The 12,748-nt window shown below is 56.8% G+C and carries 15 protein-coding genes; 2 read left to right on the top strand and 13 right to left on the bottom strand.

What is annotated here, in order from left to right; all coding sequences use genetic code 11:
* Positions 1 to 16 precede the first annotated feature (16 nt).
* The 8 genes from ACR0BU_RS19070 to ACR0BU_RS19035 all read right to left on the bottom strand — a co-directional run bounded on the left by ACR0BU_RS19070 (position 17) and on the right by ACR0BU_RS19035 (position 7,821).
* Entirely contained in the window at positions 17 to 1,249 is a 1,233-nt protein-coding gene (locus ACR0BU_RS19070; protein WP_480738516.1) for a mandelate racemase/muconate lactonizing enzyme family protein, read from the bottom strand.
* A gap of 24 nt (positions 1,250 to 1,273) precedes the next feature.
* Positions 1,274 to 2,368, bottom strand: a complete 1,095-nt coding sequence (locus ACR0BU_RS19065) for a Zn-dependent alcohol dehydrogenase (protein ID WP_480738515.1) — start codon at positions 2,366 to 2,368, stop codon at positions 1,274 to 1,276.
* An 81-nt stretch (positions 2,369 to 2,449) separates the two neighbouring features.
* Positions 2,450 to 3,649 carry a TCR/Tet family MFS transporter gene (locus ACR0BU_RS19060; protein ID WP_480738513.1) on the bottom strand — a complete coding sequence of 400 codons (1,200 nt, stop codon included), beginning with the start codon at positions 3,647 to 3,649 and terminating at the stop codon, positions 2,450 to 2,452.
* A gap of 113 nt (positions 3,650 to 3,762) precedes the next feature.
* Positions 3,763 to 4,476, bottom strand: coding sequence for an alpha/beta fold hydrolase (locus ACR0BU_RS19055; RefSeq protein ID WP_480738512.1), 714 nt, complete (start codon positions 4,474 to 4,476; stop codon positions 3,763 to 3,765).
* Between the two features lie 12 nt (positions 4,477 to 4,488).
* The gene (gene pcaD / locus ACR0BU_RS19050) at positions 4,489 to 5,277 is read right to left on the bottom strand and encodes a 3-oxoadipate enol-lactonase (RefSeq protein ID WP_480738510.1); all 789 of its coding nucleotides are present in this window, start codon (positions 5,275 to 5,277) and stop codon (positions 4,489 to 4,491) included.
* A gap of 59 nt (positions 5,278 to 5,336) precedes the next feature.
* Entirely contained in the window at positions 5,337 to 6,311 is a 975-nt protein-coding gene (locus ACR0BU_RS19045) for a threonine ammonia-lyase (RefSeq protein WP_480738508.1), read from the bottom strand.
* Positions 6,308 to 7,135, bottom strand: a complete 828-nt coding sequence (locus tag ACR0BU_RS19040; RefSeq protein WP_480738507.1) for an alpha/beta fold hydrolase — start codon at positions 7,133 to 7,135, stop codon at positions 6,308 to 6,310. The genes ACR0BU_RS19045 and ACR0BU_RS19040 overlap by 4 nt, the downstream gene beginning before the upstream one ends.
* A complete protein-coding gene (locus ACR0BU_RS19035; protein WP_298936565.1) occupies positions 7,135 to 7,821 on the bottom strand; it encodes a haloacid dehalogenase type II in 687 nt (228 codons plus the stop codon). The genes ACR0BU_RS19040 and ACR0BU_RS19035 overlap by 1 nt, the downstream gene beginning before the upstream one ends.
* 124 nt (positions 7,822 to 7,945) lie before the next feature.
* On the opposite strand from ACR0BU_RS19035, the gene ACR0BU_RS19030 reads away from it, so the two are divergent.
* Positions 7,946 to 8,374, top strand: a complete 429-nt coding sequence (locus ACR0BU_RS19030; RefSeq protein WP_298936566.1) for an FKBP-type peptidyl-prolyl cis-trans isomerase — start codon at positions 7,946 to 7,948, stop codon at positions 8,372 to 8,374.
* A gap of 20 nt (positions 8,375 to 8,394) precedes the next feature.
* Here ACR0BU_RS19030 and ACR0BU_RS19025 read toward each other — a convergent pair whose 3' ends face one another.
* From ACR0BU_RS19025 to fabA, 4 genes are read right to left on the bottom strand one after another with little or no spacing between them, the layout of a single operon-like run.
* Positions 8,395 to 8,574 (bottom strand): hypothetical protein, encoded by a 180-nt coding sequence (locus ACR0BU_RS19025; RefSeq protein ID WP_299082593.1) that lies wholly within the window; start codon positions 8,572 to 8,574, stop codon positions 8,395 to 8,397.
* 58 nt (positions 8,575 to 8,632) lie between these two features.
* The gene (locus ACR0BU_RS19020; protein ID WP_480738505.1) at positions 8,633 to 9,424 is read right to left on the bottom strand and encodes an enoyl-ACP reductase FabI; all 792 of its coding nucleotides are present in this window, start codon (positions 9,422 to 9,424) and stop codon (positions 8,633 to 8,635) included.
* 5 nt (positions 9,425 to 9,429) lie between these two features.
* A complete protein-coding gene (gene fabB, locus ACR0BU_RS19015; RefSeq protein ID WP_298936569.1) occupies positions 9,430 to 10,659 on the bottom strand; it encodes a beta-ketoacyl-ACP synthase I in 1,230 nt (409 codons plus the stop codon).
* A 33-nt stretch (positions 10,660 to 10,692) separates the two neighbouring features.
* Positions 10,693 to 11,202, bottom strand: coding sequence for a bifunctional 3-hydroxydecanoyl-ACP dehydratase/trans-2-decenoyl-ACP isomerase (gene fabA, locus ACR0BU_RS19010; RefSeq protein ID WP_298936570.1), 510 nt, complete (start codon positions 11,200 to 11,202; stop codon positions 10,693 to 10,695).
* Positions 11,203 to 11,390: 188 nt separating this feature from the next.
* Between fabA and irrA the strand changes: the two genes are divergently transcribed.
* On the top strand, positions 11,391 to 11,807 hold the full coding sequence (irrA, locus tag ACR0BU_RS19005; RefSeq protein ID WP_298936571.1) for an iron response transcriptional regulator IrrA: 417 nt from the start codon (positions 11,391 to 11,393) through the stop codon (positions 11,805 to 11,807).
* Here irrA and ACR0BU_RS19000 read toward each other — a convergent pair.
* Complete coding sequence (locus ACR0BU_RS19000; protein WP_480738502.1) at positions 11,785 to 12,708, bottom strand: LysR family transcriptional regulator; 924 nt, start codon at positions 12,706 to 12,708, stop codon at positions 11,785 to 11,787. The two genes, irrA and ACR0BU_RS19000, sit on opposite strands and share 23 nt — an antisense overlap.
* Positions 12,709 to 12,748 lie beyond the last annotated feature (40 nt).

The following is a 12,748-nucleotide window of genomic DNA, read 5'->3' as shown; positions in this document are numbered from 1 at the left end:
CCTCGAGCCAGCTGGATCACTCCTCGGTAGCAGGGGCTCCGCCCTGAAAGGTGTTGCCGTCGGTGTAATCGCAGGGGGCCTCTTGCATCTCCAGGTGTAATCCGTCGCCGGTGTAGGGATGCGCGCGCGCCAGATCTTCATCAACGTCGATTCCAAGGCCCGGTGCCGACGGCGCGGCGACATACCCGTCTTCTACGCGCAAGGCCCCCTTGATCAATTGGTCGTGGTAAGGCGTGTCGATAGATTCTAGCAACAGCAAGTTGGGGATCGAGGCCGCGAGATGGATATTGGCAGCCCACTCCACCGGACCGGCGTACAGATGCGGAGCCATCTGGGCATTAAACACCTCGGCCATTGCCGCAACCTTTTTCATCTCCCAGATCCCGCCCGCGCGCCCCAGCGCGGGTTGCAGGATTTCAGCAGCACCCGCACGCAGAACAGCGCCAAATTCGGCCTTGGTGGTCATACGCTCACCCGTGGCCACCGGAATGCGGACGTTGCGGGCAACGCGGGCCATGTCGTCGATCATGTCTGGGGGCGTTGGTTCCTCGAACCAGAGTGGTGCGTAAGGCTCCAGTGCCTGCCCCAGGCGAATTGCGCCTGCGGTGTTGAATTGACCATGAGTGCCAAACAGCAGATCGGCCTTGTCACCGACGGCCTCTCGGATCGCCTTGCAGAATGCCACGGACAAAGAGATGTCTGTCATCGCAGGCATGTGCCCGCCGCGGATCGTGTAGGGCCCGGCCGGGTCGAATTTGACAGCGGTGTATCCGCGCCTGACCATTTCCGCCGCACTTTCCCCGGCTTGTTCCGGGGACGTCCAGAAGTCTGTCAGCTTGTGTTGGGGCAGGGGGTAAAGATACGTATACGCCCGGATACGGTCGTTCATCTTGCCGCCAAGCAGAGCATAAACAGGTCGGTCACGTTCTTTGCCCAAAATGTCCCAACATGCGATTTCCAAGCCAGAAAACGCCCCCATCACGGTCAGGTCGGGGCGTTGTGTGAAACCGCTGGAATACGCACGCCGAAACATCAGTTCGATATTCTCGGGATTTTCACCCTGCATGTGCCGCTCGAACACGTCGCGGATGACATGGCGCATGGCATCAGGCCCGACCGAGGATGCATAGCATTCGCCCCAACCGGTGACACCCGTGTCGGTTGTGACCTTGACCAAAATCCAATAGCGCCCGCCCCATCCGGGCGCCGGGGGAGCGGTAGTGATAACGTCGAGGTCTTGCAGCTTCATCAGATGCCCTCCTGTCAAGCGCGATTAGCTTCGGTCAAACACAATAACGTTGCGCTTGGCCGCTCCGGATTTGGTGTCCGTGATGGCATCGTTGATTTGATCCAGCGACCAGCGGCCAGAGATCAATTCATCCAGTTTCAGCCGACCTTGTTCATAAAGATCGATCATCCAGGGGATATCGCGCTGGATAACAACATCGCCCATTTTCGATCCCACCAATCCTTGACCAAGTGCGGCCAGAATGACCGGCTCGTAACGCGCTTCATCGCCGGAATGCGGCATGCCGATCATGATGGCCTTGCCACCCGGGCCAAGGTAGCGCGGCGCTTGCTCGTAGGCCGGAATTGCGCCGACGGTGATCAAAACTGCATCCGCTCCGCGTCCGCCCAAAGCCTTGTAGGCTGCTTTCCAGGGTTCTTTCAGGCTGCCGAGCACGCCATGGGTGGCGCCGAACTCTTTGGCGATTTCCAGTTTTTCCTCGGTCATATCGACTGCCACGATGCGCCGCGCGCCGGCGATCCGCGCCCCTTGGATGGCATTCAAACCAACGCCACCGGCACCGATCACCACCACATCCTGACCTGGTCGCAACCCGGCAGCGTTAACGGCGGCACCAACGCCGGTGATCACACCACACGACAGCAGGCTGGCCAGGTCTTTCGGCAGGCTTTCCGGGATTTTCACAATTTGCCGATAGCTGACCACCACTTTCTCCGCAAAGGCCCCGCAGGCCATGGCTTGTTGCAATGGCTCTCCATCACTGGTCTGCAGGGGACCTTTGACCGTATCGTAGGGCGTTTCGCAGATTGTGGGTTTCCCACCAGCACAGGATGGGCAGGACCCGCAAGCGCGGATCAGGGTGACGACAACAGGATCGCCGATCTGGAACTCGCCTACGGCTTCGCCAATTGCGGTGATAACTCCGGCGGCCTCATGGCCATAAACAGCAGGTAAAAAGCCGCCCCAGGCCCCATCGGCAAAGGAAATATCCGAATGACAGATGGCCACGGCATCCAGGGTCACTTCGACCTCTCCGGTTCCGGGTGCGGCCAGTCGAACATCTTCGATCACCAACGGTTCATTGAAGGCCCGGCACACTGCGGCTTTGATGATTTGCATATTTTCCCTCGTTCCCTTTGGCCCACGGTGGCGCGTGATGCAACAAGCTGCAAGGCGGAAACCGTCAACAAAATGTCGTTGTTACACAACGACCGGGCGGGCTCGCCAAAAAAGGATGAATCCGGCCAACATTAGCCCCAGTGCAAGCAGGAACGGAGACCCGGGCAGGTATGTGGCTGCGTCTGGTTTGATAAACTGCGCAAATATGCTGGTCATCAAAAGCGGGGATATCACCATCGACAACGCATGCAGGGCGGTTAGAACCCCTTGCAGCTCGCCTTGTTGAGAGTCCGGTGTGGCGCGGGACATCATTGCTTGCAGGGCAGGCGTGATTACGGCCCCCAAGGCAGTGATGGGGATAAGCATCAAGGCGATCGTACCGTTGGTCAAAAAGGCCAGCAGCGCAAAGCTGACGATCTCGAATATCATCCCGTAAACGATTGTCATTCTTTCACCAAGATACCGGGTTGCCGGTCGGATCAATCCGCCCTGAACCGCCGCCATCCCGATGCCATAGACACCCAAAGACAATCCGATCATCTGCGGTGACCAGCCAAAGCGCTCGGTCGTGAAATAGGACCATATGGCTGGATACACGTAGATTGAGACTGAATAGAGGAAATAGACCCATAGCATTGGCCGTATTCCGGGCAGGGCTGCAATGGCTTTTAGTGAATTCACAGGGTTTGCACGTCGCAGATTGAACGGACGTCGCGTTTTGTCTGTAACGGTTTCCGGCATCACGAAAACGCCGATTCCGAATATCATTGCTGAAAGGCCGGCCGCCGCCCAAAACGGCGCGCGCGTTCCAAACTCACTCAGCAATCCGCCAATCACGGGGCCGAGGACAAAACCGATGCCAAATGCGGCACCGATCAACCCAAAATTCGCGGCCTTTTCATGGGGTTTCGACACGTCTGCCATGAACGCGGCCGCTGTAGAATGGGTGGCGGCCGTGATGCCACCAACTATTCGGCCGATCAGCAAAAGCCAGATACTGCCAGCGATTGCCATCACCACATAGTCCAGAGCCATGACAAAAAGGGAGACAAGCAAAACGGTGCGCCGCCCATAAGCGTCGGACAGGTTGCCCAGTATGGGGCCAAACACGAACTGCATAGCGGCAAAGGCGGTGCTGAGAATGCCGCCCCAGATCGCGGCATTGGCGAGCGTACCGCCCTGCACCTCGACAATCAGCTGTGGCATGATCGGCAGCACCAGGCCTATGCCCATGGCATCAATCATGACTGTACTGAGAACAAAGACAAAAGGGAGGCGCATGAAAACCGCTGATGTGGACCGTCTGCGGCACAGTATGCACAGTTAGGGCCGCAGGGAAGAGAGCCTTTGAAATCTGGCCACTAACGTTCCGTAACAACCCGATTGGCGCGTGTTTATAGCTTGCCTTCTATCTCGTTCAGGATCTCCGCCAACCTACGTGGATGCGAGAAAAATGCCGAATGCGAACTATCGATTGTGTAGCGCAGATCCGCAGGTACATTGTCACTCATCTGCTTTTGATATTCGGTCGGGACGGTGCGGTCGTCGGTACTGCGGATATAAGCCTTGGGAACCTTCTGGAATTTGGTGCTTAGGGGAAGCGGCGTGTTCTGAGGTTTGATGGGCTGTGGGGACAACCGGGCAAAAGCGAAGGGTAAAATTTCGGGCGCACAGTCGTGATAAAAAAGGTCCTGAACGTAATCGGGACGGACGGTGTATGACAAGCCGTCAGCAGACTTTTCGACTGCGTCCACAATGGTTTGCTGCGGGCCGTTTTTGCGCATTTCGATCATCGACATGCCGTCATGGGGAACATAGGCGCTCAGGTAGATCAAGGCGCGCATGGCCTCGGGCTGCGCCTCGGCGGCAGCGCTGATCGGATAGCCGCCCCAGGAATGCCCGACGATAATTGTGTCTTGCGACGAGGCCGCCAGAACCGCATCGCGGCAGCTGTCCAGTGTCACTTCGGATATGGGTGTCGGGTCCGAACCATGGCTGGGCAGATCAATAGCCCGTGCAACATGGCCCATCGCTTCAAGTTGGGGAATCAGATCGCGCCAGCACCAGGCGCCGTGACAAGACCCGTGAATCAAAAGGAAACTGGCCAAAATAATGCTCCTTTAAATGTGACCGATTTCGGTCAAAAACTGTGTCAGCAGACTGGCATATTCTACAGGTTTTTCGACGCAAGGCAGATGCCCGGCGCGGCGCATCAGTTCGAAACGGGACCCAGGGATCAGGTCAATGGTCTCACGCACCAGATCCGGTGGTGTTGATCCGTCTTCGCTGCCAGCGATGCCCAACGAGGGCAGGCGCAATCCGCTGGTTGGAGTGTAAAAGTCTGTACCGGCAATCGCAGCGCAGCACCCCAGATAGCCGTCTACCGGTTGACGGACCATCATATTGCGCCACAAAAAATGGTTGTTTGACGCGCGATAGTCACGCGTAAACCACCGCTCCATGGTGGCGTCTGCCAAGGCTTCAATTCCGCCCGAGCGGACAGCCGTCATGCGATCTTGCCAGATCGAAGGTGTGCCGATCTTGGCCGCCGTGTTCGACAAGACCAAAGCGCGGATTTGATCCATTCGTTTGACCGCCAGACCCTGCGCAATCATTCCCCCAATGGATAGCCCGACAAAGACGCAATCGCGAACTTTAAGGTAGTCTAGCAGCGCCTCGGCATCGCGGATCAGGGCGCCCATTGAATATGGGGCAGGAGGGGCAGATGACAGCCCATGTCCGCGTTTGTCATACCGGATGATCCGCAATCCCTTGGGCAAATGCGGCAGAACATCATCCCAAAGGCGCATATCAGTTCCCAGCGAATTGGCAAACACAACCGGCGCGCCGCCTGCCGTGTCATCAACCTGGTAATGTAGGTGCACGTCACCAAGATCAGCGATCATCATATCTTAAATCCTTGTCGCCAAGACTTGTGCGGCCAGAGTGCACCGCCTGCACGCGATTGTCAGGTCAGGAATTCCAACGCACGGGCAAAAACTTCGGGATCGGTATTGCCACCCGAGGCGACGACGATGACGTCGTCACCTTCAATATCGTTCTTGCGGAATAGGGCAGAGGCCAGGGCTACGGCGCCGCCGGGTTCCAATACGATCTTAAGGCGCAGAAATGCTTGCGCCACGGCCCGCAAGGCTTCTTCTTCAGTGACGGACAATCCGGGGCCGCACAAACGGCGCAGAATCGGAAAGGCGATATCACCTGGCTGCGGTGTCAGGATGGCATCGCAAATATTGCCCGAAGTCGCATCGTTGTTCTGGATCTGACCGGCTGCCAACGAACGCTTTACATCGTCAAACCCTTCGGGCTCGCAAGGGCGCGCGCGCATTCCCGGTGCATGTTTTTCCAATGCCAACGCAATGCCCGAGGTCAATCCGCCTCCGCCGCAGCAGATCAGCACGTCGGCGGTGGTCACGCCCAATTCTTCGGCTTGTCGGGCGATTTCCAAGCCGGTAGTGCCTTGTCCCGCAATCACCTGGGGTTCGTCATAGGGTCGGATCAGGGTTAGACCACGCTCGGCTGCCAGCGCCTCACCAATTTCTTCACGGCTTTCCGATGCCCTGTCATACAAAACCACCTCGCCGCCAAGTACCTTTGTATTGTCGATCTTCAGTTGCGGCGCATCAGACGGCATCACAATAACAGAAGCGACGCCATGTTTTGCGGCGGCCAAGGCGACACCTTGCGCGTGATTACCTGAGGAATAGGCAATCACCCCACGCTGACGTTCTTCCGCGCCAAGCGCGGAAATGGCAGACCACGCGCCCCGAAACTTGAAACTGCCCGTATGCTGCAGGCATTCGGGTTTCACAAAAACTCGGCGGCCTGCGATTTCATCCAGAAATGGTGAGGTCAGCAGCGGCGTTTCCCGGACGTTGCCTTTTAGTCTTTCGGCGGCGGCTTCGATCAGATCAATGGTGCTCATATGGCGTTCAATACCTTGCGAATAACGTCAAGTGACTGTGGTTCGTTCAAAAACGGAACATGCCCACGATCGGGGACTTCGGCTGCGATCATGTCCGGGTGGCGGGTACGCATCTCGGTCACCGTGCCGCGGCTCAGAAGGTCCGAATTCGCACCTCGGATCACTCCGGTCGGCAGCCCCCGCAGCGCCTCAAACAATGGCCACATATCAGGTATCGCCCCGCTTGCCGCTTGTTCTTGCAGGGCTTTCCCAAGCGCCGGGTCATAGCGCAGCCCAAGGCTGCCGCCTTGTTCTTTAAACTGGAACTCTGCCTGCTTGCGCCAAATTTCAAGGGCGACGCCGGGAAATTGCGGCTCCATCAGTGTTTTGAGAACGGCCGCGGCATCGTCATAAGACTTTGAAGTGGGTCGGGCACCAACGTATCCGATGATTTTGGCGATGCCCGCTGGTTCGATAACCGGACCGACGTCATTTAGAACAACACCCGCCAGACGATCCGGATGGCTGGCGGCCAGTGCCATGGCGATCAGGCCCCCTCGGGATGTTCCCAGAATCGACACTTTTTGCAGGCCCAGATGATCCAGAAGTTCGATCACGTCCTGAGCTTCGCGCGGCACGGTATAGTTCGAATAGTTCGGATCGTATTCCGATCGTCCGCGTCCGCGATAATCCATCGCAATCATGCGCAGGTCGGTTGCATGCGGTGCAAAAAACGAAAAATCGCGGCTGTTTCGGGTCAACCCGGCCAGACACAGAATTGGTGCACCTGTTCCAGTTTCTTCAAAGAATATCCGGATATTGTCGGAGGTTGTGAAGTCAGCCATCAAAGCCCTGCTAACTTGGGAATCGAGGTCAGGTCAGACAGCACATGCGCAGGGGTCCACGGAAGGCGATCCATCGGCTCGGCTGCTCGATTGACCCACGCCGTCACGAAGCCATAGCCGCTTGCACCTGCGGCGTCCCACCCGTTTGAGCTAACGAACAGAACCTCATCGCGTTCGCAGCCGAATCTCTCCTGCACCAGATCGTAAACTCGCGCATGGGGTTTGAATACGCCAACGCTTTCGACCGATAGAACGTCATCCAACACATGGCCAATTCCAGCGGATTTTACAGCGCCGTCCAACATCGGAGGCGAGCCGTTTGACAGGATCGTGGTTTGCAACCCCCCCTCCTTCAGGGCGGTCAGCATTTCTGGCACTTCGGGATAGGCCCGCAATTCCCAGTACAGGTCCAAAAGGCGCTGACGCAGATTTGTGTCGCCTTGCAGTCCGGTCGCTTCCAAGGCCCAATCTAGACCATCTTGTGTGACGTCCCAGAAATCGGCATGAGCGTCAGCAACGGCTCGCAGCCAGGTGTATTGCAGCTGCTTCAAGCGCCAATGGCCCGCGAGATCCGGCCATTTGTTCTGCAAAGCCTCGAACCCCGGTTCCGTTGCGGCCTGACGCGCTGCAGCAGCGACATCGAATAATGTGCCATAGGCATCGAATACACAGGTCTTGATTGCCATCTGCCTCTCCCTTGCTGAGCCGCAAACTGGCACAAGATATGAGGGCGTTAAAGGGCCAAGGGTTTACATCATGGTATCAGCGCCTAGGGTTGGCCGTTCAACGCACAAGAGGCCGGAGGCCCATATGACCGAAATCAAACAAGGCGACACCGTTCGCATCCACTATACCGGTACTCTGTTGGATGGGAACGTCTTTGACAGTTCCGAAGGGCGCGATCCGCTGGAGTTCGTCGTTGGGTCCGAGCAGATTATTCCTGGTCTGGACAGTGCAATGCCCGGTCTGTCGGTTGGTGAGAAGAAACGGGTCGAGATCGCCTGTGTTGACGCCTACGGTCCGATCAATCCTGGAATGCGGCAGGATGTGCCGCGCGAAGGCATTCCGGATGATATCCCGCTGGATCCGGGCACTCAGCTACAGATGCAGACGCCCGATGGTCAAACTTTGCCGGTCACGATTGTCGACGCCAACGAAGCGACCGTGACCCTTGATGCAAATCATCCCCTGGCCGGGCAGGATCTGGTGTTTGAAATCGAGGTTGTTTCGATCAATTGACGCACAGGTTGTTGGGTTTCTTACCCAAACAGCGCTTCAATCGCCGCGCGAACAGGTGGCTGCGTCATGAAAACGAAAAGCAGCAGCAGCGAGGTGAGCGTCAGCAGCAAAACTCTGGCGCGATTCCCAAGAAAACCCGATTTTCTCCGGCCACGCGACGCGCGTGCGTTGTTTGCAATGATTTGGTCTAGCTTGTTCATACCGAAATCCTGCCGCTGAAAGATGGTTAAATCTTGGCAGCGGCAGGGAAATTTATCGTCACATGAAATCAGGTTGTGGCATACCGAGCACATGGAACCCGCCATCAACGCGGATAATTTCACCGGATGTGCATGCACCAGCGTCTGACGTGAGATAAACGGCGGTCCCGCCAACAGCTTCAAGCGTTGCATTGGCTCGCATGGGTGCGTTCTGGTCGCAGAACTTGTACGTTCTACGCGCGCCACCGATTGCCGCCCCGGCTAGGGTCTTCATCGGTCCCGGCGAGATCGCGTTGACGCGAATGCCATCAGGACCGAGATCATTTGCAAGGTAGCGGGTCGCCGATTCAAGTGCAGCCTTAGCCACGCCCATAACGTTGTAGTTCGGCACAACCCGGTTTGATCCTTGATAGGTCAGGGTTAAAAGCGTTCCGCCATTTTCAGCCATCATCGGATGGGCGCGGCGCGCGACCTCGATGAAGGAATAGGCCGAAACATCCATTGAATGTTTGAAATTTGCGCGGGTGGTGTTCAAGAAGCGACCCGCAAGTTCGGATTTGTCTGAATAGGCAATCGCATGCACAACGAAATCAATCGTTGGCCACCGCGCGCCCAACTGTTCAAACGCGCGGCCTAGCGACGCATCGTCAGTTACATCCGCATCGACCATGAAGTCACTGCCGAGACTTTGGGCCAGCGGTTCCAACCGCTTGCCGAATGCCTCGCCCTGATAGGTGAATGCCAGCTCGGCGCCAGCCTCGTGCATGGCCTTGGCAATACCCCACGCAATCGAGCGGTCATTTGCCACGCCCATGATCAGGCCGCGTTTACCCTTGAGAACTTCCGACATCACATTCACCCGTTATACTTTGACAGAACCATGGAACCGTTCGTGCCGCCAAAGCCGAAGCTGTTGGTCATCACGCTATCCAAGCCTGCGTTTTCAACTACTTGAGTTGCAATTTCACCGGGCAGGATGCCTTCGGCAAGTGTGTCGACATTGATCGACGGAGTAATAAAGTCATGGCGCAGCATCAGCAGACAGAAGATTGCCTCGAGCGCACCGGCCGCGCCCTGAGCGTGACCTGTCATCGATTTGGTAGATGAAATTGGAGGCACACTGCCTTCGCCAAAGATACGGCGAACAGCCTCAACCTCACCCACATCGCCGACCGGGGTCGAGGTGCCGTGGGCGTTGATGTAGTCAACCTTGCGGCCCTCTGGCACGGTCGACAGCGCCAGGCGCATCGCCCGCTCGCCACCTTCACCGGAGGGGGCGACCATGTCGTGACCATCGGATGTTGCCGCAAAGCCGGTTACTTCGGCGTAGATATCAGCACCACGTGCCAGTGCGTGTTCCAGTTCTTCCAGAACAACGATACCGCCGCCACCCGAAATCACGAACCCGTCGCGATCCTGATCGAACGCGCGTGAGGCTTTCTCGGGTGTGTCGTTGTATTTGGACGACATCGCGCCCATCGCGTCGAACAGGCAGGAAAGAGTCCAGTCCAGTTCTTCTCCGCCGCCCGCAAACATGATGTCTTGCTTGCCCATCATGATCTGTTCGGCCGCATTGCCCATACAGTGCAGCGAAGTCGAGCAGGCCGAGGTGATCGAGTAGTTGATCCCTTTGATCTTGAATGCAGTCGCCAGATTGGCCGAAATCGTTGAACACATGCATTTCGGAACGGCAAACGGACCTATCCGTTTGGTGGCGCCGTTTTTCAATACGGTCTGATGCGCGGTAAGCATGGCGCTTGTAGAAGGTCCACCAGAGCCCGCAACAAGACCGGCGCGTGGGTTTGAAACCTGATCTTCGGTCAGCCCCGCATCTGCGATTGCCTGTGTCATCGCGATATGAGCATAGGCCGCGCCTGGCCCCATGAACCGCAGGGTCCGTTTGTCCACATGTGCGGCCACGTCGATGTTGATTGATCCGGCGATCTGGCTGCGAAAGCCGTGTTCGACCATCTGCTCATTGGCCTCGATGCCAGACTTGCCAGCCTTGAGAGAGGCCAGAACTTCTTCGGCATTGTTCCCGATAGAGGAAACCACCCCCAAACCGGTGACAACTACTCGACGCATGTGCGTGCTCCTTATTTCAGGCCAGTCCGGCGCTTAGGCTTCGGACAGAACGACTTTCATGTCTTTGACGTCGTAAATCATTTCGCCGTCTGCTTCGACGATACCATCCGCCACACCCATGGTCAGGCGACGGGTCTGGATCGCTTTTTTGAAGTCTATCTTATAAGTCAGCATCTTGCGATCAGGCCGCACCATACCGGTCAGCTTCACCTCGCCGACGCCAACCGCCATACCGCGCCCCTGCCAGCCGCGCCAACCCAGATTGAAGCCCGTCAATTGCCAAAGACCGTCCAGCCCCAGACAGCCGGGCATGATCGGATTTCCAGGGAAGTGACAGTCAAAAAACCAAAGGTCAGGTGTAATGTCGAATTCCGCAACAATATGACCTTTGCCATGAGCACCGCCATCTTCCGAAACATCTGTAATCCGGTCCATCATCAGCATCGGCGGAGCAGGCAACTGCGCGTTGCCGGGGCCGAATAATTCGCCACGGGCGCATTTCAGCAGATCATCCTTGTCAAAGCTGCTCGGGAATTGGGCCATTCTGCCGCCTCTCCTGCCAGGGGTCCGTTCGTTACATCTGGCCTCGTCTAGCACCCGTATGCAAGGTCCTGCAAGTGCAGCGCGTGACATGATGTTTTGCGGGTAACATTCTTTGCGAATGAATTTCATTTGAAATTACCGACTGAGCGACCCTATATATAGTATCAGCAAAAACGGGTATCGGATTGATGACACCTCAGAGCCGGAACATCGCGACAAACTGGTTGGAAAACGCCGGATTACGCCCGACGCGTCAGCGTGTGGCTTTGGCCGAACTGTTGGTGGGTGACGGTCGCCATCGGCATGTCACAGCCGAAAGCCTGTTTGAATCGGCAAAAACAAACGGCGACGCTGTGTCGCTTGCAACGGTATACAATACGCTGCGCGCATTTTGCGATGCTGGCGTGCTACAAGAGATCACGGTGGACGGCTCAAAAAGCTATTTTGATACGAACACGCATGATCATCCGCATTTCTTCTGGGAAGACGAAGCCCGCCTGAGTGACGCGCCTTCGGAAGAGCTGGTTATTCAGCGTTTGCCTGAAGCCCCCGAAGGGGTTGAGATCGCATCTGTCGATGTGGTCATCCGACTTCGCAAGAAGTAGCGATCGGCTTCGCCCGCAGGCATTCGATCAAAACCTTCTCGGCAGTCTCGATAGTCGCATCAATCGGCCCAGTTCCGTGATGTGCCAGAACAACGGCCTCGGACGCATCTGAATTGGTGATTGGTAAGTTGACCAGCGGCTTGTCACCATAGCTGTCACTGTCGGGCGGATTGGCATAGCTGATACCGATTCCTTCACCGTGCGCGGCCAGGCTGCGCTGCAAATCCAGCGATGCAGCCCGATGAGCGACCCTTGGGTGCAATCCGTTGCGCCGAAACAGTCCCAATATGTGCTGCGCTGACAGACCTTCGGTCGACAGGATCAAAGGAAAGCCGGCTATGTCCGCCAGCGTAGTTTGCTTGGCGCTGGCCAACTGATGGTCGGGTGACACCAGTGCAAAAGGTCGATTGTCGAACAGCTTTTGCGTTACGAATCCTGCGTCCATGCTTAGGTCATAGGTGATTGCGATATCGATCTGGCCATCGATCAGCCCGCTCATCAATCGTTCGAACGGTTCAACCTTGTAGGACACCGCGACATCCGGCAAAGCCGCGCGCAGTTCTTGCAGTGCCGGTGCCAGATGAACTGGCGCCAAATCCGTGAACATACCCAACCGAATATGTGACGCGCCCTTTGTCGAGAGGTTTGGCGATTCAAGCTGTGCCGCCAGGGTCAGTACATCCTCGGCCTGTTCGATGAACTTCCGCCCTTGGGGCGTCAACGCCATGGCCGCCCCCCGCCGTCGAATGAACAAAGGGTAGCCCAGATGCGATTCGACCCGCGTCAGCGCATTCGACAGGGCAGGTTGCGACACATTCAGGGTCAGGGCCGCGGCAGACAGGCTGCCATGCCGCCCGATGGCAGACACATATTCGTACTGGCGTAGAGAAATATATAACATGAAGTTAATACTATATTTGAAAGATATGATTTGAATAGAA

The organism is Ruegeria sp. CK2 (genome assembly GCF_056536585.1).
This window is presented reverse-complemented; position numbering and strand designations above follow the sequence as displayed.

What these genes read in the sequence shown, in the direction of transcription:
- ACR0BU_RS19040 (WP_480738507.1), bottom strand. Translation starts at nt 7,135, where the DNA reads ATGGCTGACTTCACAACCTCCGACAATATCCGGATATTCTTTGAAGAA.
- ACR0BU_RS19065 (WP_480738515.1), bottom strand. Translation starts at nt 2,368, where the DNA reads ATGCAAATCATCAAAGCCGCAGTGTGCCGGGCCTTCAATGAACCGTTG.
- fabB (WP_298936569.1), bottom strand. Translation starts at nt 10,659, where the DNA reads ATGCGTCGAGTAGTTGTCACCGGTTTGGGGGTGGTTTCCTCTATCGGG.
- ACR0BU_RS19000 (WP_480738502.1), bottom strand. Translation starts at nt 12,708, where the DNA reads ATGTTATATATTTCTCTACGCCAGTACGAATATGTGTCTGCCATCGGG.
- ACR0BU_RS19045 (WP_480738508.1), bottom strand. Translation starts at nt 6,311, where the DNA reads ATGAGCACCATTGATCTGATCGAAGCCGCCGCCGAAAGACTAAAAGGC.
- ACR0BU_RS19035 (WP_298936565.1), bottom strand. Translation starts at nt 7,821, where the DNA reads ATGGCAATCAAGACCTGTGTATTCGATGCCTATGGCACATTATTCGAT.
- ACR0BU_RS19060 (WP_480738513.1), bottom strand. Translation starts at nt 3,649, where the DNA reads ATGCGCCTCCCTTTTGTCTTTGTTCTCAGTACAGTCATGATTGATGCC.
- ACR0BU_RS19020 (WP_480738505.1), bottom strand. Translation starts at nt 9,424, where the DNA reads ATGTCGGAAGTTCTCAAGGGTAAACGCGGCCTGATCATGGGCGTGGCA.
- irrA (WP_298936571.1), top strand. Translation starts at nt 11,391, where the DNA reads ATGACACCTCAGAGCCGGAACATCGCGACAAACTGGTTGGAAAACGCC.
- ACR0BU_RS19030 (WP_298936566.1), top strand. Translation starts at nt 7,946, where the DNA reads ATGACCGAAATCAAACAAGGCGACACCGTTCGCATCCACTATACCGGT.
- ACR0BU_RS19025 (WP_299082593.1), bottom strand. Translation starts at nt 8,574, where the DNA reads ATGAACAAGCTAGACCAAATCATTGCAAACAACGCACGCGCGTCGCGT.
- pcaD (WP_480738510.1), bottom strand. Translation starts at nt 5,277, where the DNA reads ATGATGATCGCTGATCTTGGTGACGTGCACCTACATTACCAGGTTGAT.
- ACR0BU_RS19070 (WP_480738516.1), bottom strand. Translation starts at nt 1,249, where the DNA reads ATGAAGCTGCAAGACCTCGACGTTATCACTACCGCTCCCCCGGCGCCC.
- fabA (WP_298936570.1), bottom strand. Translation starts at nt 11,202, where the DNA reads ATGGCCCAATTCCCGAGCAGCTTTGACAAGGATGATCTGCTGAAATGC.